Source organism: Streptomyces sp. NPDC060205, assembly GCF_042728395.1.
Taxonomy (GTDB): domain Bacteria; phylum Actinomycetota; class Actinomycetes; order Streptomycetales; family Streptomycetaceae; genus Streptomyces.
In genome coordinates this window covers 20,535-40,657 of the sequence record NZ_JBHWZP010000012.1, presented here as the reverse complement: position 1 = coordinate 40,657, position 20,123 = coordinate 20,535, and the positions used below count along the sequence as shown (strand labels likewise).

Annotated in this window: 19 protein-coding genes; 16 read left to right on the top strand and 3 right to left on the bottom strand. The window is 66.8% G+C overall.

Annotation, left to right across the window (positions count from 1 at the left end):
• Positions 1-70: 70 nt before the first annotated feature.
• The gene (locus ACFWGJ_RS03785) at positions 71-496 is read left to right on the top strand and encodes a hypothetical protein (protein ID WP_387320727.1); all 426 of its coding nucleotides are present in this window, start codon (positions 71-73) and stop codon (positions 494-496) included.
• Entirely contained in the window at positions 493-3,132 is a 2,640-nt protein-coding gene (locus tag ACFWGJ_RS03780; protein WP_387320725.1) for an ATP-binding protein, read from the top strand. The genes ACFWGJ_RS03785 and ACFWGJ_RS03780 overlap by 4 nt, the downstream gene beginning before the upstream one ends.
• A gap of 139 nt (positions 3,133-3,271) precedes the next feature.
• Here ACFWGJ_RS03780 and ACFWGJ_RS03775 read toward each other — a convergent pair whose 3' ends face one another.
• Entirely contained in the window at positions 3,272-4,153 is an 882-nt protein-coding gene (locus tag ACFWGJ_RS03775; protein WP_387320724.1) for a hypothetical protein, read from the bottom strand.
• A gap of 310 nt (positions 4,154-4,463) precedes the next feature.
• On the opposite strand from ACFWGJ_RS03775, the gene ACFWGJ_RS03770 reads away from it, so the two are divergent.
• The 7 genes from ACFWGJ_RS03770 to ACFWGJ_RS03740 all read left to right on the top strand — a co-directional run bounded on the left by ACFWGJ_RS03770 (position 4,464) and on the right by ACFWGJ_RS03740 (position 8,915).
• Complete coding sequence (locus ACFWGJ_RS03770; RefSeq protein WP_381833045.1) at positions 4,464-4,898, top strand: hypothetical protein; 435 nt, start codon at positions 4,464-4,466, stop codon at positions 4,896-4,898.
• A 43-nt stretch (positions 4,899-4,941) separates the two neighbouring features.
• Complete coding sequence (locus ACFWGJ_RS03765) at positions 4,942-5,283, top strand: hypothetical protein (protein ID WP_381833048.1); 342 nt, start codon at positions 4,942-4,944, stop codon at positions 5,281-5,283.
• 275 nt (positions 5,284-5,558) lie between these two features.
• On the top strand, positions 5,559-6,149 hold the full coding sequence (locus ACFWGJ_RS03760; protein WP_387320723.1) for a hypothetical protein: 591 nt from the start codon (positions 5,559-5,561) through the stop codon (positions 6,147-6,149).
• Between the two features lie 220 nt (positions 6,150-6,369).
• Positions 6,370-6,528, top strand: coding sequence for a hypothetical protein (locus ACFWGJ_RS03755; RefSeq protein ID WP_381833199.1), 159 nt, complete (start codon positions 6,370-6,372; stop codon positions 6,526-6,528).
• Between the two features lie 158 nt (positions 6,529-6,686).
• Positions 6,687-7,403, top strand: coding sequence for a hypothetical protein (locus ACFWGJ_RS03750; RefSeq protein WP_387320721.1), 717 nt, complete (start codon positions 6,687-6,689; stop codon positions 7,401-7,403).
• A gap of 222 nt (positions 7,404-7,625) precedes the next feature.
• Positions 7,626-7,883: a hypothetical protein gene (locus ACFWGJ_RS03745; RefSeq protein WP_387320719.1), complete on the top strand. Its 258-nt coding sequence runs from the start codon at positions 7,626-7,628 to the stop codon at positions 7,881-7,883.
• Positions 7,884-8,000: 117 nt separating this feature from the next.
• Entirely contained in the window at positions 8,001-8,915 is a 915-nt protein-coding gene (locus ACFWGJ_RS03740) for a replication-relaxation family protein (protein ID WP_387320718.1), read from the top strand.
• Positions 8,916-9,249: 334 nt separating this feature from the next.
• Here ACFWGJ_RS03740 and ACFWGJ_RS03735 read toward each other — a convergent pair whose 3' ends face one another.
• Positions 9,250-9,696 carry a hypothetical protein gene (locus ACFWGJ_RS03735; protein ID WP_387320717.1) on the bottom strand — a complete coding sequence of 149 codons (447 nt, stop codon included), beginning with the start codon at positions 9,694-9,696 and terminating at the stop codon, positions 9,250-9,252.
• Positions 9,697-9,725: 29 nt separating this feature from the next.
• Positions 9,726-10,718 carry a hypothetical protein gene (locus ACFWGJ_RS03730; RefSeq protein ID WP_387320716.1) on the bottom strand — a complete coding sequence of 331 codons (993 nt, stop codon included), beginning with the start codon at positions 10,716-10,718 and terminating at the stop codon, positions 9,726-9,728.
• A gap of 1,056 nt (positions 10,719-11,774) precedes the next feature.
• On the opposite strand from ACFWGJ_RS03730, the gene ACFWGJ_RS03725 reads away from it, so the two are divergent.
• The 7 genes from ACFWGJ_RS03725 to ACFWGJ_RS03695 all read left to right on the top strand — a co-directional run bounded on the left by ACFWGJ_RS03725 (position 11,775) and on the right by ACFWGJ_RS03695 (position 20,113).
• The gene (locus ACFWGJ_RS03725; protein WP_387320715.1) at positions 11,775-11,996 is read left to right on the top strand and encodes a hypothetical protein; all 222 of its coding nucleotides are present in this window, start codon (positions 11,775-11,777) and stop codon (positions 11,994-11,996) included.
• Positions 11,997-12,881: 885 nt separating this feature from the next.
• Positions 12,882-13,439 carry a conjugal transfer protein gene (locus ACFWGJ_RS03720; protein WP_387320713.1) on the top strand — a complete coding sequence of 186 codons (558 nt, stop codon included), beginning with the start codon at positions 12,882-12,884 and terminating at the stop codon, positions 13,437-13,439.
• Complete coding sequence (locus ACFWGJ_RS03715; RefSeq protein ID WP_387320711.1) at positions 13,436-13,768, top strand: hypothetical protein; 333 nt, start codon at positions 13,436-13,438, stop codon at positions 13,766-13,768. Before ACFWGJ_RS03720 ends, ACFWGJ_RS03715 begins: the two co-directional genes overlap by 4 nt.
• Positions 13,765-14,331 carry a hypothetical protein gene (locus ACFWGJ_RS03710; protein WP_387320709.1) on the top strand — a complete coding sequence of 189 codons (567 nt, stop codon included), beginning with the start codon at positions 13,765-13,767 and terminating at the stop codon, positions 14,329-14,331. The genes ACFWGJ_RS03715 and ACFWGJ_RS03710 overlap by 4 nt, the downstream gene beginning before the upstream one ends.
• Entirely contained in the window at positions 14,328-16,982 is a 2,655-nt protein-coding gene (locus ACFWGJ_RS03705; RefSeq protein WP_387320707.1) for an ATP-binding protein, read from the top strand. The genes ACFWGJ_RS03710 and ACFWGJ_RS03705 overlap by 4 nt, the downstream gene beginning before the upstream one ends.
• Positions 16,983-16,999: 17 nt before the next feature.
• Entirely contained in the window at positions 17,000-17,386 is a 387-nt protein-coding gene (locus tag ACFWGJ_RS03700; RefSeq protein WP_387320706.1) for a hypothetical protein, read from the top strand.
• Positions 17,387-20,113: a hypothetical protein gene (locus ACFWGJ_RS03695; RefSeq protein ID WP_387320705.1), complete on the top strand. Its 2,727-nt coding sequence runs from the start codon at positions 17,387-17,389 to the stop codon at positions 20,111-20,113.
• Positions 20,114-20,123 lie beyond the last annotated feature (10 nt).

The window sequence follows — 20,123 nt, the reverse complement described above, 5'->3', positions numbered from 1 at the left end:
GCCTTCCTCTCTGCACCCTTAGTTCATAGAATTGGCTCCTCAAATGGCGAGGCGACGGTGGGAGCACTCGATGGATCCTATTGTCGTGGCTGCGGGAACGGCGTTGGTCGGGGCGATGGCCACGGACAGTTGGCAGAGGACCCGCGATGCGGTCACCAACTGGTGGCGTCGAACCCGAGCTACGAGCCCCGAAGCGGTTAACGAGCTCGCTGCAGATTTGCAGACCTTGCACTTCTCCATCCTTGAAGCACGCTCTACGGCTGACATCGATACCGAGGACGCCCTCGTTGGCGCGTGGAGGTTAAGGCTCCAGACGCTACTCGCCGACGAGCCGGATCTGGTCGGAAGCTTGCGTCAACTGGTCGATGTACATCTCACCCCCGAACTCTCCAAGGCAGAGCAAGGCCAGGTTCGATCGGTGGTCATGCACGCTGAGGCACAAGACAATGCGCGCATCTACATGGCAGGAAACGATCAGCAAATTAACGGCACATGACCCGCAACGTCCCCAGGCGCGTCGATGGAGATCTTCCTGTTCGTGTTCACATTGAAGCGGTTGCAGAAGGGCATGGCCGAATTTATGCGGCTGGCCACAACGTAATAGTGAACGAACAGGCACTTGACCCTCCGCCGGCGGCCGCCTCCCACACTCTGCCACGCGACGTTCGCGAGTTCACCGGTCGTGTTGATGAAGTGCAAAGACTACTCTCGGCTGCTACAGGCACATCGACGGGTGTTGTGGATATCCACACAGTAAACGGCATGCCTGGGGTCGGAAAGACGGCACTTGTCCGACATGCAGCCTGGCTCCTTGCCGATCAATTTCCTGATGGGCAGCATTTCATCTCCCTGAACGCACACATACCAGACCGGTTGCCCGCAGACCCAGCTGCTGTTCTTGCAACGCTACTAGCTAGCCTCGGAGTTGACCCTCGTTACCTGCCAAAATCTCTAGAAGACCGTGCCGGCCTGTGGCGTGACCGCCTTATAGGAAGGCGAGTACTCTTGGTACTCGATGACGCTTTCGATACCAATCAGGTCGAGCCGTTGCTCCCCGGCACTGGAACTCAGGGCTGCTTGGTATTAGTAACTAGCCGTCGACGAATCATCAATCTCGATGGCTCTACCCCTTTGGCACTTGACGTACTTCCAGCACAGGACGCCAAACTACTATTCACTCGACTCGCCGACCGAACCGGAAATACTCTCGGCATGGCAGCAGAGGAGGAGGCGGTTGCCGAGATCGTACGGCTGTGTGGCTACCTGCCCCTCGCAATCGTCCTTCTTGCTAGAAGGATCGCCTCCCACCCCACATGGAACCTCACCGAATATGCTGACGAATTCTCACGGACGAAAGATCGCCTAGGGGAACTCGCAGCTGGCGACCGGGCCGTAGCCGCGGCTTTCGAGCTCTCCTATCGCGGCCTGAATTATGCGAGAAAACGCCTCTTCCGGAGTCTGGGAATCCACCCAGGCTATGACACTGACGTCTGCGCCGCAGCAGCACTTGTTGGCATCCCGATTCACAAAGTTGGCAAGGACATTGAGGCACTCTACACGGACCATCTCATCGAAGAGCCCGTTGCGGGCCGGTTCCGGCTCCACGACCTAATGCGCGCCTATGCTCACGTCTTGGCCCTTCGGCATGATAAGCCGAAAAATCGCGATAGGGCGATCGCCCGACTACTAGACCATTATCTACATACTGCGCAGGCTGCAGATCAAATATTCAACCATGCACCCGGCCCGCAATCTCTTGATGTCACGACCACGCGGACGAGCAGTCAGAAGTTCCTTAGCCGCTCGGAGGCATTCACTTGGCTTAAATCTGAGACTCCAAACCTTCTGGCCTGTCTAGACTATGTCACCAGGATCGGCCAAAACTCTCGTCTGATTCAAATGACTGCATCAGTGGCTTCAATACTCCACAGTGAAGGCCCGTGGACGACAGCCTCCAGAGTCCACGAGCGAGCCATCAAAGCCGCAAGGGACACTGGAGACCTATTAGGGCAGGCGGATGCGTTCCACAATCTGGGAAGAATAAATATACTAACTGGCGACTACGGAGTGGCCGCAGAGATGGAAACACATGCCTTATCCTTATATCGCGAGTTTGGTAACCAGCTCGGGGAAGCGAATGCGTTACATGGCCTCGGTCGCGCCCGGGCGCTGACTGGAGATTTGCAAGAGGCGGAAGGGCTTCTGACGAAATCCCTTAACCTCTACAGTGAACTAGAATTTGAGCTAGGGAAGGCTCAGTCGTTCAATGACCTGGGTCGCGTGCGAATGTTGACCGGAGAATATCCAGCGGCTGCGGAGCTGCAGGTACGATCCATCACCCTCTATCGAAAGATCGGAAATCAGATCGGAGAGGCCCAGTCACTCAACGACCTGGGTCGAGTGCGGTCGCTTTCAGGAGATTTCAAAGCGGCCATCGCTGCCCATGAACCGGCTTTGAAGCTTATGCAAACTCTCGGAAACCGCCTAGGACAAGCCAATGCCGCAAACAGTCTGGGACGAGCGCGTCTATTGACTGGAGGCATGAATGAAGCCGCAGTCTTGATCGAGGGAGCCCTAAACCTCTATGAAGAACTTGGCAACCACCTCGGGCATGCAAACGCACTCAATAACTTGGGCATTTTACGACTGCAAGCTGGAAATTTAGATCTAGCCAGCAGCCTACAGATGCAGGCCGCTAACCTGTATCAAAAGATTGGGCACCGACTTGGCCTCGCCTGCACTATCAATGATATTTCTCACATACATGTGCTACTAGGCGACCTAAACACGGCTGCCGATCTACAAACGCAGGCGCTTGCACTTTTCCTTGAACTCGGAGATCGTCAAGGTCAGGCCGACGTTTGGAATAGTATTGGCATGAGGCTGATCGCCGCAGCAGACCCGAAGGAAGCGCTTACGGCGTACCAAAAGGCTCTGGCGCTGGCGCGCGAAGTGCACAGCCTGTTGGACGAGGCGCGAGCTCTGGAAGGTTCAGCCCGTGCCATGCTTCATACCGGCGACAAACGAGATGCCATTTTAAATCTGCGTGCGGCTGTCGAGATCTATCTTCGCATTGACGCTGCCGATGCGGTCAAAGCTGCCAATTTACTTGCGCACTTAAGTAGTTCTTAGCGGCAGCGCAGGCGGCAGCAACCCTAGTTTCCGCCAGCCTTCGGAAAACCGCATTTTGGCCGCCATAGTTCTTCCTCTGTGCCCACCGGGCGTCTCGACGCCAAGGGGAGTAATGGAAACTGGAATGCCGTCCGGTCGCTCACTTGGCCGGTCTACGTCGTTGCCGCGACTGCACCGCTTTCTTGGCGGCGCTCTCAGTCATTTCATTGAATTCCTCTTCTGTAATATCTCCATTCCACAATGCCCGCGAAAACTCGATCATGGGTCTCGCCAGCTCGCCTAGATCGATACCGAAGAGCATGTGCGAGAAGCCTACTGGTGCGTTGGCTCGTTCTTCTTCCGGGCCGTACCACTCGCGCTTTACGTCATCCCCTGAAGGGGGCATAAACACGACGCTACATGAACGGCTCACCAAACGCGCTCCAGGATGGCCGCTCTCGGCGGCGCGTCGACTCACATCACCTAGCAACCTCATGAACTCTTCTGGGCGGCGCGGCTTGCGGGTGCTAACCCGATGTAGCAGTTCGCGGTCCGCTTCAACGATGGCATCGCGACCGGAACCCGCTGCAAACACAATCGGCTCGTCAGCAAATAGGGCTGTCGTTTCGAAGACGGACTGGATCCTCTCCGGCGAGGAACCGGTAGGTGATCCCATATTGGTGATCGCAACCGCCCACGGCCGTTCCCCAAGGAAAGCGCCGGCGAGGAAGGCATGTGGCACGTTAAGTCTCTTCGCTTGCGAACCAATCCGAGCAGTTGCCTGCTCCTGGAGGTCCATGAGCGTCTCATCAACGGTGCGTGACTCCCCACGCAGAACCTCGCGCATCCAGGTCGAAACATCGAGGTTATCCACCCGTCCGATTCCCGTGTAAGAAACAAGAGCAGCACCATCGGTGCATCTCACGATGACGTGTTTAACGCTGCCGTCCGTGATCACATCACCGCCCGGGTACCCAGTTAACCGGTGATCTGTGCTTGCCCAGACACCGTTCTGCGTGACCAATGTAATTACTAGCGTCATGGCATCGCTCCTTCTGGTTAGCTACCCAGATCGCCCGTCAACGCAGTCAACAACGCCGTCGAGATCGAGGCCATCAGACACCACCCTCGCGCGCCTTGCGCTATCCCTCTATGCATTCACGCTAGGTCAGACCACCATCCTGCGCAGATTGGACGAGGGCCCGATGCTGTCCCGACGACGGTAACTGTCCGTATGTACACCCTCGACGCATTCGGCAGAATCGAGTATTGCTCTCCGCCAGCAGGAGCCGTGGCGCCGTACGACCGACAATTCGGCCCGGGTCGTCGACGAGTGGCTGCCCGCCCACCAGGTGAGCACCGAAGGAGTCTGGGACCGCACGATCAGTGCAGGGCTGCCCTACCACTGGTGCTACAACTCGTACCCAGGCGCCAAAGACCGGAGTGGTTCCAGTCGCTGTTCGTGCTCGGCCTGCACCCTGGCCAACCACCGTGATCTGCTGCTGACCGCCGGGCGCCGCCCGCGGCTCGCCGAGCTGTACGCGCTGGTCGAACACGTCCGCCAGGTGCCGTTCAACCCGAACATCACCATGACCGAGCTCATCGCGCTGTCCCGTCGGCACGATGCCCCGGACCCTGGCGTCGAGGTTGAGGAGCCCGAGGACTTCGAGCGGATGGAGCGCGACGTCCACGCCGCCCTGCGCAAGCCGCCCACCTGGGACTCCAAGGCCCGTACCGGGCCGGGCGAGCTCCTGCACAGCGCCGCCGGGTGCGATGGCTGCAGCTGACCACCACGCCGGCGAGCACCCCATCGGGGAGGGATACTCAAGGATGATGACGACGACCCAGCGTATCCTCGACCTCGCTGCGGCGGCACCGGCCAGCCAAGGGGAGGACCTGGTGCTGCTCCTGGGAGAGGCGAACGAGCTGTACCAGCAGGGCCTTCAGACTCTGCACCGGGAGGTGGCCGAGCGCATCGGCGGACTAGCCACCGCGGACCTGATGATCGCCGCGGAGACGGCCGGCATACCCTGTGATGCCTCACAGGATCGCGACGAGGTGATCCTCCTGCTGGCCCTGGCCGAGTGGGAGATGACTCCGGCCGCCATGGCGTTCACGGAAATGGCTGAGGCCGCCGCGCGCCGCGGGGTCTGCTTAATCCCCGAGGAGTAGACCAAGGGCTGTCAGCGCGACCGTGTGACTGAGCACGCCAGTTGTCATCTGGCAGCTGTTCCATCCTGGCCCTCCGAGAGGGCGTGAGCAGGATGGTTGTCACTGAAAGCGCATCCTTCTTGGCACCTTGAGCGGCAGTACGGCGTCCTCGCGGAGGACGCCCTGCACGGGCTGGCGAGAAGCGGACGGAGTAGCCGAGATCACCGTCAAGAATTCGAGTCGACATGGGCCGCTGCGCGAGAGACCCTCGACGTGAATCGCGCCGAGGAGGCAAGTTGATCACGGACTACCAGCAGAAGCTGCGCGAGCGCTACATCGCCGCCACCGTCATGCCGGTTCCCGAGCCGTGGCAGCCGGTGCTGGACCGCAGGACCCCTATTGGTGGTCTGCTTGGCATCGGATTCGCCGTCCATCCAGAAAGCGGACACGACCTCGTCATGGTCGTGTCCAGCGATGGCCATGGACTCTTCGACGCAGTCACCGGCGAGAAGATCGCCCGCGACAGGGACCCTGACCAAACGAGTAGCCCCGACGCCCACCCCGACCTCGCCTGCCCCGGGCTCGGCCCCGTCGCAGGCGTCCCGGTGCGTATCGCCGGGCTCTTCGGCGGCGGCCTTCACAGCACCACCCCGGACGGCTGGACCCTGAACGTCGTCAGCCCTGAGTGGCCCCACGACCGTGTCATCCTCTCCGCCGACGGCGGGTCCCACAAAAGCCCGGCAGGAAGGACTTGGTGGCACATCTTCCACTCCGAGTACTCGGAACTCCGCGCAGCCGGGTTCTCTCCCTCCGGCCGGACCCTGGCGGTCGCCACCAGCAGCGACCTCACTCTCTGGACCCGGCCCGAACTCCACTTTGACGACTGAGCGGACACTGGGGCAGCACGCGAGAGGACGGCAGGTGGATCGGGCAGAACTCGTTGGGATGCTGGGCGGCCAGACCGCGGCCTGCGAACCCGCCAGAGCGGCGCTTCTCGACGGAGGCGACTTCGTCGTATGGGACGGCAGCGTTCCCAGTCATGAGCTTGCCGGCATCTACACGGCTCGTCTCCGACGTGCGAGGAAGCGAGGTACTGAGACTCTCGCCTTGCCATCCACCGTCGATATCCTCACCCGGCTCGAAGCCGCTCAGGTCAAGATCGGCTGCGTCTTCTCACCAGACCGGACGTGGGCCTTCATGCTCTTCCTCGCCGATGACGCCCGCGCAGTCCTCGCCTGCACGGGAGTCCGCCAAGCCGCGCGGTGACAGTTATCCCGCTCAAGTAACAACCATCGTGCTCCGTCGCAGACCGCCGGCGAAAGACCCTGGGCCACGGGCTGGACCACTCTCCGAAACTTCTGCCATTATTTTGGATTGTGAGCCGGGCTGGCCGGCGCACCGCTGACAGAACGGACGGTTCTGCCATGACCTCGCGCCGTGAGCCTCGCCTGGCCGACGCTGCCGAGATCGCGGCTGAACATGGTCTGACGTCCGCACGGATCAGCCAGTTCTACACCGAGCACACGCAGAACATGGTCGGTAAAGCGTTCCCCGAGCCTGTCGACAAGCGCGGCCGCGCCCGCCTGTGGGACCACGCGGAGGTAACCGAGTGGTTCGCTCACCGGGCGCCAGCGCGGCTCACTCAACACACACCGCCCTCCCTCGCCCCGGAGACGCTGCTGAACGCCTCGGATGCCTCGAGGTATCTCGGCTACAAGAACACCAACCAGGTCAACACCTTCCTCCGCGACCACCCCGGCTACTTCCCCGAACCGGACGACGTCGAAGAGAAGGGCACGGCCGAGACCCCTTACCGCCGACAGCTGTGGAAGGTGCAGACCCTGCAGGAGTGGATGGCCACCCGGCCCGGCCGCGGTAGACGAGCCGGGGTCAAGGAGGCACCGCCCCTGCCCGACGTTTCCGCCGACGGCGATCCCGACGAACTGCTGGGGGCGAGCCAGGCGGCCGCTCTGCTGGGTTACAAGAGCATCGGCTCCTTCTCCAGCAGCCTGTCCCAGGGCAACCTTCCGCTACTGAAAGATACAGACGGGGTTGCCGAGAATGCCGGGCGCCAGAACGGGCGCCGGCGGTGGACGCGCCGGCGCATCCTCCAGCAGGCCGCCCAGCGGTCCAAGAAGTAGTACCCGGCGGTGAGCGGACCCCCGCCCACCGCCCCATGAACGCGGCCCCCGGTTTTGGGGAGTTGGTCCCTTGCGGGCCGGGAGTCGCACGATGGCCGGAATGGCGTGGCTCGCCACCACGCCCCGCAGCAGCAGATGCTGCTGCGGACCGGCCATCGTCCGGTTCTAAGCCGATGGATACCGAATCAGCCTCGGCGCCGACCGGGCAACAGACAGAGCGCCGTGCCCGCCACACTGCCCATAGGAGAGGACATCGTCGTGAATCAGCAGCCCAACGAAACGGTGCAGGTCCACCTAGATGAAGACGATTCCCTAGGGCCGTACTTCCGTGAGGACCCGAGCGGAGCATATGAGATTCCCCGTGGGCAACTGAACCGGTGGAAGTCCATCGAGAACGCGTACAGGGAGATGCAGGACGGGATCGTCGCGCTCCTTAATTCGGGGACCAAATTCGTTGATCGTGCTGCCGAGAATCGGTGAGCCCCTGCAACGCTCCGCCGACCACGGGCCCAACTACAGCAACGTTCTTGAGCCGTGACCTTGGTCGGGGTCGTGTGGTCGGGGGTTGGGTCGGGGACTAGGGGTTGCCTCCTCCCCATGACTCATTCCACATCAGGTGTTCCGGCCGCCGAATTGGCCCCCAGCCCCGCTGAACCGCTGCGCCTACAGGTCCTGACCGCGCTCGCCTTGCACCGCATGGCCACGACCGGCCAGTTGCGCCAGATGCTGCGACCGGACAGCTCCCGCCAACTGGTCTCCCGCGTGCTGAACAAGCTGCGTACCACGGGCTTCGTCGACCTCACCCCGCTCCCGGACTCGGACCGATCGCGTACAAACGCCTGGTACCTCACCCCAGAAGGGTCGCGTCTGACTCGGGATCTTGCTGTTCTTCGGGGGCGTCCGCCGTATCCCATCACCTCGACAACCGCAGCGTCCCTGAAGACGCCGCACACGCTGACCGTCGTACGCTCCCACCTTCCGTTCGCCGCAGACGCCCGCCGCCTCGGGCACGAGCACGGCCCATGGGACTGGACCCCTGAAGTGGCTCACCCCATCGGTGACGGTGAGCGGCTCGTAGCCGACGCCGTCATGCACTACACCGTCGTCGACGGCGGGCGCCGGAGGAAGTTGCGCGCGTTCGTGGAAGTCGATCGCAGCACCATGAGCAGCGGGCGCCTGGCCGTGAAGCTGATCGAGTACGCGCGGCTCTTCCAGTACGAAGCCCAGCCCGTCGGTCGACGCAGGTCCCCCTCCACCGGCCCGGCGTGGCTGCGCTGGTATCCGGTTTTCCCTCGTGTCCTCTTCGTACTCACCGGAGCTTCCCGGTCCCGGCTGGGCGACAGGATCAGCGATCTGCAGGCGATGGTCGCTCAGCACCCGCTCGTTGCGGCCCTCGCCCGCGAGGTTCAGCTGGGAGCCGTTGTTCTGGAGGACATCGAGGAGCACGGTCCATCCGGGTCGGTGTGGGTGCCTTTAACTGGGGGCGAGCCCCGCCCGTGGACCGACTTGTGATCACTTCGCCCCTGCCTGGGTCAGGCGCCTGAGCTGCGGACTGGGCCCACCATTGTCGAACCTGCCGTGGTCGGCCCGGGTGTCGGCACCGCCGTGCCGATCTGTCGCACGGCGCGCGCCGAAGCAGCGCACGCTGCCAGCTGCGGTTTTAAGGGCTGAACAGGATGAGCTGCTGAGTGAGCAGGAGGTGGCCAATCTGTTCGGGTACATCAGCACGGCCACCAAACGAGGCGCACCCCAGGTGTCTGGGACGCCGCTTTTTTGAGTGAGTGGTTGCTCGTTGGTGGAGCAGTCACCGAAGGCTGGCCCAGACGGCGCGGTTCGTAGCCGAACATCAGCGGACTTCGTCCGGGGCTGGCGCAGGCAGCAGGTTGTCTCCGGGCCACAGGTCCCGTTCAGCCACCAGGCCCGCGAGGACGCCGCCGATCTGGGACAGGACTTCGTCGCGCTGCGCGGGCCCGTGGTCGATCAATTTGCCGGACTCAGCATCCAGGGTGCGGACGTGGCCGTGGGGTCCGGTGCAGAGCAAGGCGCGCGCGATTTCCGGCAGGCCGAGGCTCACGGCGTCGCACTCTCCTGCACGGACGAGTTGCACGATGTCGGTGGTGACTTTCTCCCAGTCGCCGACTCTCGGCCACTCGGCGCCGCCGTCCAGTTCGTGGGTGAGAGTGGAGAGCGGGACGATCTCGTCCGGCTGACGTCCCTGGGTGAGGCGGTCGTGGATCCGAGCGCCGTCGGGCTGCTGCACCTGGGGATGGAGCAGGAAGTCGGCGGCTATCACGGTGGTGTTGATCTCCTGGGCGCCATTGTCTAGGTAGCAGGGCTCGTGCGCGAAGAGCAGATAGACGTCCCTAGTACAGACAGGGTCGGAGGGCTGAGCCTGGGCCATGGGTCGATATCCCCTTCCGAGATGAAGTGCCGAATGGGGGCGGATGGGTGGGCCGCCTCGCTGGTTCGAAGGCGGGCGGGAGCGGACCCAACGGACCGACCCTCAACACCGCGGAGCTGGTCGGCCTCGCCCTCAGCCGACTCGGCCCGGATGCGCTTGAGGGTCTGGGCGACTTGGTCGGCAAGCTGGACCATCAGCCGCTCCCTGTCAATGAGGCGAGCCGAGGCCGAGCGGATGTCCTGGCTCTGGAGCAAATCGGCGGCGTCCCACAGCAGGTTGTGGCCGATCTCCGCCGAGCGGCGCAGTTCGTAACGGTCGCTGCCAGCGGAAGCCTGGACGATGTAGGTGTACATGGCGGCAAGGCGCTGCAGGTACTGGCGGGCGGCGTCTCCTTCGACGCTGCGGACGTGTTCGCGAGCCCAGCCGTCAAGCCGACCGGGCAGGTGCCCGGCAAGCAGCGGGGCGAGCAACATCGCAAGGAGCACGAGGTCCATGGGGATGCCGCGGCGGAGGGTGGACAGGGCGGCGAAGAGGCTGGTGACGCCCACGAGGACCACAGAAAGCCGCATGGAGGCGGAGCCCGTGCTGGTGAGGGCGATGCGATGGGCGGGCCGCCTGGTCAGCCAGCGCAGAGCCAGCCGTTGTATCAGCGTCGCGCCTGGGGTGAGCACTCCGATCTGTCGGGGGAGGGCGGGCAGCGTGCCGTCCGCGGGCACGGTCCAGGTCAGCCAGCCCCACCCTGTGCGCTCGTGCACGAGCACGGGTTCACACGTGCCGGTGCACGCGGTGTCGTGGCAAACGTGGCCAGCCAGCAGCGCGCGGGAACGTTCTTCCTCCCATCGCCGCGGTTCACGAGCGAAGGGACGGAGAGGCTGCTGGGGTGCCGTCCAGCGTGTGCGGCGCGTGTCCGTCATGAAGTGCTCCCGTCCAGAGGGTCGGTCATTGCGGCCAGGGCGGAGGTGCAGGTGGCACAGCGCCGTCGCCGTCGGGGTGCGCACGGCGGGGAGTCAGCCCGGTCAGGTGCGGCACAGCGGTCAGTCACGGCAGGCCGGGCAGAGGTCTTCAGCGGGGGTGGTGCCGGGCCTGCCGAAGCCCGCGCATTCGATGAGCGCCCGGCAGGTGATCGCCTGGTCGACCGTGCGGGCCGCGGCGGATGTCGTGGAGGGGTGTGCCGCCCACGAGCCTCGCCCTGGCCGACGTCGTTGACGCAGGCAACAGGAGGCAGGTAGAGCTGAGCGGAGCGCTGTAGGGCGGCGACGATCGCATCGACAGAGGCGCGGATCCTGCTCGGCAGTGGGCGACTGGTGATGACGTGGCTCAGTTGCTCTGAGCTCCAGCCGGCTTCCACCATCGCGGTCACGACCCCGCCCTGGTCGTACAAGGCCTTCTCCTGCAGCAGCAGTTCAGGGTAGGCCGACCCGATCGACAGCCGGGGCATCCCAAACCGCTCACGGAAGCGAGGCGGCCGGTGCCTGCGGTCACGGGGATGTGCGTGAGATGCATACAGGCAGCTCACCCGTCGACGCCGACCAAGGCGGCGGCCACAACCCCCGACCATCCATCACGATCCAGCAACATGCGCGCTGGACTGCCGTGGTAGGGCCCGACCAGCCTCGGTCCGGCGCCGCACGCGCGGCGTAGTCGCTCGGGGCCGCAGGATGCGGTTGTTCAACTCAGGTGTGTCTGGGCCGACGCGGTGCACCGTCGCATCTCATGTCACGAGGTGTTGCGCGCCCGCCATTGAATGGCTGGCTCGGGTCTGATCTCTTGGCCTCACGCGAGCCCCTGCCACATCGGCAGGGGTTTTTCCGTGCCTGCCGTCGAAGCGCCGAGGGAGATCCCTGGGACAGACGGAAGTCTGAACGTGCACCCACGTCGAGTTGCGTGGCTAACCCCGGGGTTCTCCATCGTCCTGTTCACCGTCCCGGTCCGGTACGGCGCACCCTTCCGATACAGCTCTTGGAGGAGCAGTGAGTAACCAGCAGGGCATCCTCAGGCCGGATCCGTCCGGCGCAGCGGCCGGTGGGCGTCCGGCACAGCCCTCGCGGGAGGCCAGGGACAAGGCCCCGGAGCGGCAGGACTTCGCGAAGAAGGCCGGCCTGGCTGCGATCGGCGGAGCGTTCTCCGGAACGTTCCGTGTTGTGGCTTCCTCGATCCGCGACGCCCTCCTTGGGGACTCCGGGACGGAATGAGGCCGCCCGCGTCGGGCGGTCTGGTTGCCCGCTGTGCTCCGCGGCCCGCGTTGAATGGTGGTCCGATCCCGGTTGTGCAATCGGTGCGCGCTGCCGACTGCGCAGTCGCGGGCGGGCCATTGCGCACACGTTGCGCACCGGGTCAGGAATCGTGCGCAACCGACGTGCGCGTGGGGGTGCGCAGCCCCGCGGGATCCGGCTGCGTATCCGCCTGCCGCTGCGCATTCCCAAGTGCTGAAGTCCGGAGGGTGCGCGCCCGCAGGCTTCATACGACGTGCGCACACGGCGCCGGCCGCCCCGATCGGCGTGTATCCGCCGTGTCGGAGCGGGCCTCCGTGGGGTGCGAAATGTCATGGTCGGGTCTGTGGTCGGGGCGACCATGGGCCCGACCACGGGTTTGTGTCCCCTTCGTGATCGTGGTCGGGCCTTCGTGGTCGGTGGTCGGGTCGGGGTCTACGGGTTGTCTCGGGTCAGAAGCAACAGCTCGCTCTGACCTGGGAGTTTGGTATGTCTCCTGGCAAGCAAGCAGCGGAGAAGCACGCTGCTCCTCCCACCGCTGCGGGGGCTCGGCTGCAGCAGATGCGGCGCCGGGTCCGCCTAGGCCAGCTGGGTATGTGGGCCGCGGTGGCGGCTGGCCCCATCGCGCTGGCCGTCGCTGTGACGACCCCCGCGACGGTGGTCCGTGCTGCCCCCGCGACGAAGCCGACCACAGTGAAGACGACCGTGCCGGCCAACCCGGCCGGGTACGCCACGGTGTTCCTCGTTGCGTGGCTGCGCAGCCACGCAGGCGCCGAAAGCACTGCGCAGTCCGGGCTTACGCAGTCGATGGGCCCGGGCGTTGATCTTCCCGAGGCTTCGGATGCGCAGCCTGAGCCGGAGTCAGTCGTGGCGGTGCGCAGTGCGCAGCAGACCAGCACGGCGTGGTCGGTGACGCTGGCTGCGCAGTACGCCGACGGCTCGGTGCGTTACTTCGCGGTGCCGGTCGTCGCCGACTCGGGCGGCGCCTCGTTCACCGTGTCCGGGGCCCCCGGGGTGGTGGCCGGCCCGGTCCGCGCCGAGGGGGCTCGGTCGCCGTACACGGTGACCGTCCCGACAGACAGTGGTCTGTCGTCCGCGGCTGGGGAGTTCCTGGCCGCATATCTGGCGGGGGCCGGTGAAGTCGACCGCTACCTCTCTCCCGGGGTGAGCCTGTCGCCTGTCTCCCCCGCCCCGTACCAAACGGTCGCCGTCCAGCAGATGCTGGCCGCCGACCAGGAGGCGGCCGCCGAGTCCGTGCCGGCGGACGGGACCCGGGTGCGGGTGATGGCCGAGGTAGAGGCCCGCGATGACGGTGCCGGGCGGTGGCCGCTGGCGTACGAGCTGACGCTCAAGGCTCGCTCGGGCCGCTGGGAAGTCGCCTCTCTGGAGTCCGGCACCGCGCAGGCGGGAGGCGCCCTGTCATGACCAGTGTGCTGCTCGCCGGGGAGCTTGACGACCTTGGCGACTCGTGGATCACGATGTTCGAGAACTGGGCAACCAAGGGCCTGGAGGCCGGTCTGCTCGTGCTCGTCGTCGTCATCATGATCCAAAAGTTCTCTCTTAAGGCCGGGATCGGCGCGCTGATCCTGATGGTGATCGCGCTCGGCCTGTACAACTCACGCAACGATCTTGCCGACATGTTCGAGGACGAGGTCGAAAACCCGTCGAATTCGGCGCCCGCCGTCCCCGGCATGGTGCGGGGCGAGCTGCTGGCTGCCCGTGAGCACTCCGCAGGCGTCGGAGGTTGGCTGTGAACGCCGCCACCACCGCCTCCGTGCGGATAGGCCGCTTCTACACCTCGGCCCGCCGCCACCCCTGGGTGCTGGGCAAGGTAGCCGACTGGCGTATCCCGCTCGGCCCGTTCACGCCCGCCCAGATTCTGCTCGCCGTCGGCGGCGGCTTCGTTCTGGTCAAGACGGTTCCGCTGTGGTCGTGGCTGGGGCCCGTACCGATCGCCGCCTGGCTGCTGGGCATATGGGCAGTGCGCCGTCCGAGGATCCAAGGGCGCGCACCGCTCCCGGCCGCCCTGGGCTGGCTGCTGCTGTTCTGGCAGCCGCGCGGGGGCCGGATCGGCGGCCGCGCGGCCCGCGACCACACTGCTCGCCCCTTGGCCGGTGGCTTCGTCGTCGAGGGCAACGGCCCGGCCGCGCCGATCCCTTCGGCTCCGCGGCCGCGAGTTGCCGAGCGTACGCAGCGCCGGCAGGCACCACGGGCGCGGTCGGGCCCTCGCCCGGCGGCTGCCGACGCTCAGCCTGTCCGGCCGGTGTCGGGTGTGCAGCAGTTGCTCGCTCTCGCCGAACAGGGGGGTGCGCGATGAGGGTGCCGATCCGTCACATCGCCGGGCACCTGGTGTGGTCGACGCACGGCAGCGTGTGGGCCGTCTACCGCCTGCACCCGGGCCCGGACGCGCAGGGCCGCCACGAGGAGACCGTGCAGGGCACCTTTGTGTCGGCCGCCGTACGCGAAGAACAGCTCGCCAAGATCACGCATCTGGTGCGGTCCCTGACCGGGGCACCGCGGCTGTTCGGCCTTTGCGCCCAGGTCGATCCCGGGGAAGTCGCTCTGCGCATGATCGAGGGCATCGAGCCCCCCGGAACTCCGCCGGGCCGAACGCACCCGTGGGTGGAGAACATCGAGGCCACCCTGGATCTGCTGGACGGGCAGGAGATGCACCGCCGCACCCTCTGGCTGGCAGTCCCTCTCCAGACCGAGGCCTGCCTGCAGATGACTGCTCAGGTCGGCGCGATGTGGGCCGAGATCGCCCCTGCGCTGGGCTTGCGGCCGACGCCGGTTGCGAGGCGGGAGGTGACCGCGTACCAGGAGCAGGCCGCGCGGGTGGAGGCCGCTCTCGCCGGCGGCGCCGCGTTCCGCCCCGCTCGCCCGGCGGAGATCGTGTGGATGGTCCAGCACGCTCTGCACCGCGGTATGGACGAGCCGCTGCTGGCCGAGGCCGAGAGCAGCGAGTTGTACGGCGGGCAGGTCCGCGAAGGGGTGCTGCACTCCCCCAGCTACGCCGATCTCGGGCAGGCCCGCCTCCAGGAGGGCGGCATCGACCCGGATCTCGACGACGTCAAAGAGCTCAAGGGCGCCGACCGGCTCACCCGGTCGGGACGCAAGGCGTGGTGGCGGGTGAAGACGGCCTCGCCACTGCGCCGGCGGTGGCTGCAGATAGAGTCCGACGCCGGCACCGGCTACCAGGCGCAGTTGGCGCTGGCTGAGTGCCCGCCCGCGGTCAGTGTGGATGCCGCCGATCTGTTCGCTCAGCTGGAGACGCTCGATTTCCCCGTCGACTACACCGTCGACCTGACGCTCGTCCCCGCGGAGAAGGCCCGCGAGCAGGTGCGGCGCAAGCGCAGCGAACTCGTCGACCAGGCCGACCAGTACGACGCCCGTCCGACCGGCATGCCCGCCTCGCTCCCGGACGCCGCCCGCGACCTGGGTGAGCTGGACGCCCGCCTGTCGCGCACCTCGGTCGAGGTCGAGGTGCAGTCCGTGACCGTGCTGAGCGTGTGGGGGCCGACCGCGGCGATCTGTGATGCCCGCGCCCGGGCGTTGGCCTCGCTGCTCGGCGGCGCCGACTACCGGGCCGTCCGCCCGGCCGGCCTGCAGGAGGCAATGTTCCTGCTCGGGCTGCCGGGCACCACACGGCCGGGCGCGGTGCGGGAGTTCACGCAGCACCAGGTCTCGGAAGACTGGGCGCTGGGCGGTGCCTTCACCATAGGCGAGGTCGGCGACCCCAACGGCATGTTCCTCGGCCTCGACCTGGACTGCGGCACCACCCGCCCCGTCATGATCAACGTGGCGGACGCGCCGAAGCACGACGCCAGTGCCTCCCTGGGCATCGTGGGTGACCTGGGGGCCGGGAAGAGCGTCCTGCAGAAGCTGATCACGGAGGCGGTGTGCGCGCGCGGCGGCTGCGCGATCTGCATCGACCGCACCCCCGTGCGCGAGTGGGCAACCTTCGCCCGTACCGCCGCGCAGGGCCGTGTTCAGATCATCGACGCCGCCCAGGCTGAGGTGTCCATCGACCCGCTGCGCATGTTCGACGGGCCCGAGGGCCGCCACTACGCCTTGTCTTACCTGACCCTGCAGCTCGGCATCGGCCCGATGAGCACCAACGGCGAGGTCCTGCACCACGCCGTCGAGAGGGCCGCCGCCGGCGCCGCTCCCTCCATGCGCCGCGTGCTGGAGGTCCTGGAGGAGATGGCCACCAGCGAGGTGGGCAAGCGGCAGGACGCGGCGTCCACACTCGCCGGTCTCGTTCGCGTCGTCGCCACCAACTCCCTGGCAGCGATGGTGTTCGACCCCAGCCTGCCCCCGGTGCGGCTCAACGCCTCCAGCACCTCCGACATGATCGTGATCACGACCGCGGGTCTGAAGCTGCCGCCCAAGGCGGCGTTCGCCAACCCGGAGGTCTTGCACCAGCAGCCGCTGGAGGCCCTGATCGGGCGCGCCGTGCTCTACCTGATCGCGGCGCTGGCCAGGCAGACCGCGTTCGAGGACCCGGAGCGGTTCACCGCGGTGGTCGCGGACGAGCTGTACTGGCTCACCTCGTCGGCTGAGGGCACCGCGCTGATTCACGAGATCCTCCACGACGGCCGCAAGCACGGCGCCGGCCTGCTCGCCGCCTCCCACGACGCTGAGGAACTCGGCCCGGACCGCGGGCTGATGGCGTACCGGGGGCTCGCCCGCACCGCCGACCGTGAGCGCGCCCGCCGGGGCCTGGAGTTCGTCGGGCTCGATCCGGACGATCCGGAGCTGCTGCGGCTGGTGACCACCGGCCTGTCCCCCGTCGGGCAGCGCGGCCGCGAAGGGGAGTTCCTGCTGGCCTGCCCGCGGCAGAACACGGGCCGGATCAAGGCCGTCATCCCCCGCATCGGCCGGATCACCACCTCCATCGCCACCACACCGGGCCGTCGTACGAACGCGAGCATCACGCACGCCTCCACTGGGACCGACACGGCCTGACCGAAGGAACACGATTCATGACCATGTCGTCTTTCAGCTCGTTCCGCACCCAGCGCATCGCCCGCGCGGCGGGCACCCTGATGGTGATCGCCCTCCCGGCCGTCCTGCTCGCCCTGGTCGTGGGGGCGGACGCGCCCAAGGCGTGGTGGCCGCAGACCGGACAGGCCTTCGCCGCCGACCAGCCTCACGCCGAATCGGCGCGCCGGGATCCGTGCGATCTGATCGTGGGCCCGGCCAAGGAGTACTGCCAGCGCGGCCACCACTCCGCCACGACGTCGTCCGCCTCTGCTGGCGAGGCCTCCCCCGAGGGCACCAAGGTGTGGAGGGTGCTTGCGCCCGTGGCGGGACTGGCCGCCGTCGGCGTGTGGCGGCGCCGGGGTGCTGGCGGACCCGGGCGGCGCTGAATGTGGCGCCCAGACCGCGGCACGCTCCGCTCGGCTGGCACCGTTGTCCTGCTCTCCGGCATGTTCCTTCTGGTCAACAGCCAGGTCGTGTACGCGGCAAGCAGCAACAGCGAGACGGGAGACTTCCTCGCTCCGTTGAACATCACCTCCTCCGAAGGTGTGCCGATCAACGGCTACGAGCTGAACGCCGAGGGCGGCTCCATCGTCAGCCTCAAGACCCAGGCCCTGGCCTTCGCGCTGTCCGGGCTGTTCACCCTCATCCGCCTGCTGGTCGGGCTGGCGGGATGGGCGATCGAGATGGCCTTCAGATTTCCGCTGCTGAAGATCCTGATCCGCCCGGCGCAGAAGGTCTCCGACGCCTACAGCACGGTGGTCGTCGACGCACTCGGGCTGAAAGGACTGCTGCTGGCCTGGGCATTTGTTTTCGCCGGTTTCATGATCGTGCGGGGGCGGGTGGGCCGCGGGCTGGGGGAGATCTTCCTGACGCTGCTGATCGCGGCGTTCGCCGCGTCCGCGTTCGTGCGCCCCGACTACCTGCTCGCCCAGGACGGCCCGCTGGGGCGGTCCCAGCAGGTGGCCGCCGAGGTCGCCAAGGAAAGCGTCGATTCCTATCACTGGGGCGGCAAGCTCGCCAGCCTGGGCCCCTGCGACGGCATGGCCGGCATGCAGGAGGTCAAATGCCAGCAGCGGGAGAACGAGGCCCCCGTCTCCTCGACAGACGTGGCCCGCCCCCTGCAGGACGCCGTCAGCAACGCGGTGATCGTCAAGCCGTACATGCTGCTGCAGTACGGACGGATCCTTGACCCGGCCAAGACCAGCGATGCCAAGGCCTACGCCGTTCACTTGAAGTGGATCAGCGGCGGCTACAAGACGAGCACCGAGAAGGGCGGCGGGAAAGACTACTGCGCCAGGCAGGCCAGCCCAGTCGGCGACTACTGCCGTGAGCACGCCGACGACGATCCCTGCCGCTGGGTCATCGGAAAACAGGCCAAGAAGTGGTGCCAACGAGAGGACGACGCCGATCGCGGGCTGCCTGAACTGACGCCCGGCGGTGAGCTGCTGGATTCCGTCAGCCCGATCGTGTCCGAGGAGGATCGGGAGTTCGCTTACTTCCTCGCCGATCTCAGCCGGGCCGGGCCGGTCGGCAAGGCGGCTGCCGCCTATGCCGAGAAGCCCACCTGGTGGCGAGTCGGCGGCGCCGTGCTCCTGCTGGTCGCCGCCCTGTTCATCTGCGGCATGCTCCTGTCCTCGGCGATCGTCTTGCTGGGGACCCAGGGCATCTGCGCCGCGGCCGCGGCCGCGGGTGGCGTCGTCTTCGTCGCAGGCATGCTGCCCGGGCCCGCCCGGCAGTCGGTGTGGAAATGGCTGTCGCTGTGGGGGGTCTCAGTCCTCGCGCTCGTCGGGGTGTGCGCGTTCATCCCGGCCTTCGGTATCGCCGTGGACGCCACCATCACCGACGGACCCGACCTGATGGTCGAACGGATCCTGCTGATCGACGTGCTAGCCATCGCGGGCACGGCCGGCCACCGACGCATGCTCACCGGCATCACCTCCTTCGGCCGGCGCATGGCACTGCGGATGCGCTACGCCAAGGTCGGCGGCACCCACCTGCCCGGCGACACCTCCGAACTCGGCGCCGCCCTCGCCATGCACTCCCCCGCCGCGACGGCCGGCTACCGCGGACTGCGCCCCCTCATCGGCGTCGGTGCCGGTGGGGGCGGGTACGGGATGCTCGGCACCCGGCATCGGCTGATGGGGGCTCTCGGCGCGCTGACCGACGGGGCGGGCCTCCCCGTGGACACCGGCAGCATGCTCGCCGAGGCCACTGCCGAGGCCGGGCGCGGTCTGGCCCCGCTCACCGCGGCCGCGGCAGTAGGCGGGCTGGGAGTACGGCTCGGCGGGAAGGCCGCGTACGGGCTCCTGATCGGCCGCCGGCCGGATAGGGAGCAGCTGGTCAAGTGGCGCAAGCCCACCGCCGACGGGGATTTGGATGCGGGCGGCCCGGTGGCTGGCGGTGCCGGTCCAGGCGGAGGGCCGCGCCGTCCTGGAGGTCCGCCCGACCGGTACCGCAACGAGGACGGCGAGGTCGTCAACCGCAACACCGGCCAAGTACTCCACGACCAGCACAGCGATCGCACCCTGCTGTCCACCCGCGCCCACAACCGGCTGGTCCGCTTCCGCGGCTACCGCATCCTCAACCGGGGCGGACGCACCGCCTACGGCACCACGGTCGGTCTGCCGGCAGGCGTGCAGCGGGCCCGCTCGGCAGGCTCGCGGTACTCCCAGGACGCCCGCCAGCAGGTACGGGTGTGGGCGAACACCGTCCGCGAGGACAGCCGGGCCTGGGCCGACACGGGCCGTCACGTGGCCCGTGTCCTGCGGGAACACACCGACGATAGCGGCGGACCCGGCCCCTTCGTCAGCCGCCGCCTGCCGACCCGTGCGGCACCGGGCCCACGGCAGACCGGATCATCCAGTTCCCCGGGCCGCACCATGCCAGCCTCCCCGCAGGCCGCCTCGCCCCCTCCTTCGGCCATCCCACCACCGGCCAGCTCCCGGCCGGTCTTCCCCGGCGGCAAAGGCGCGAGCAGCAGCACCCGTGCCCAGGCGCAGGCCCAGTTCCAGGAGCTGCTGCGGCGGACCTCGGCCGACGCCGAGCGGCTGCGCCGGCAACGGGAACAGCGCCAGCGCGACGACGGCGATGACGACGGTGGTGAGAACGAGTGAGGCGGGCCCG

Excerpts from the sequence above, each read along its gene's own strand:
- ACFWGJ_RS03785 (WP_387320727.1), top strand. The coding sequence starts at position 71 with ATGGATCCTATTGTCGTGGCTGCGGGAACGGCGTTGGTCGGGGCGATG.
- ACFWGJ_RS03750 (WP_387320721.1), top strand. The coding sequence starts at position 6,687 with ATGACCTCGCGCCGTGAGCCTCGCCTGGCCGACGCTGCCGAGATCGCG.
- ACFWGJ_RS03730 (WP_387320716.1), bottom strand. The coding sequence starts at position 10,718 with ATGACGGACACGCGCCGCACACGCTGGACGGCACCCCAGCAGCCTCTC.
- ACFWGJ_RS03765 (WP_381833048.1), top strand. The coding sequence starts at position 4,942 with ATGATGACGACGACCCAGCGTATCCTCGACCTCGCTGCGGCGGCACCG.
- ACFWGJ_RS03715 (WP_387320711.1), top strand. The coding sequence starts at position 13,436 with ATGACCAGTGTGCTGCTCGCCGGGGAGCTTGACGACCTTGGCGACTCG.
- ACFWGJ_RS03700 (WP_387320706.1), top strand. The coding sequence starts at position 17,000 with ATGACCATGTCGTCTTTCAGCTCGTTCCGCACCCAGCGCATCGCCCGC.
- ACFWGJ_RS03775 (WP_387320724.1), bottom strand. The coding sequence starts at position 4,153 with ATGACGCTAGTAATTACATTGGTCACGCAGAACGGTGTCTGGGCAAGC.
- ACFWGJ_RS03695 (WP_387320705.1), top strand. The coding sequence starts at position 17,387 with ATGTGGCGCCCAGACCGCGGCACGCTCCGCTCGGCTGGCACCGTTGTC.
- ACFWGJ_RS03780 (WP_387320725.1), top strand. The coding sequence starts at position 493 with ATGACCCGCAACGTCCCCAGGCGCGTCGATGGAGATCTTCCTGTTCGT.
- ACFWGJ_RS03740 (WP_387320718.1), top strand. The coding sequence starts at position 8,001 with ATGACTCATTCCACATCAGGTGTTCCGGCCGCCGAATTGGCCCCCAGC.
- ACFWGJ_RS03705 (WP_387320707.1), top strand. The coding sequence starts at position 14,328 with ATGAGGGTGCCGATCCGTCACATCGCCGGGCACCTGGTGTGGTCGACG.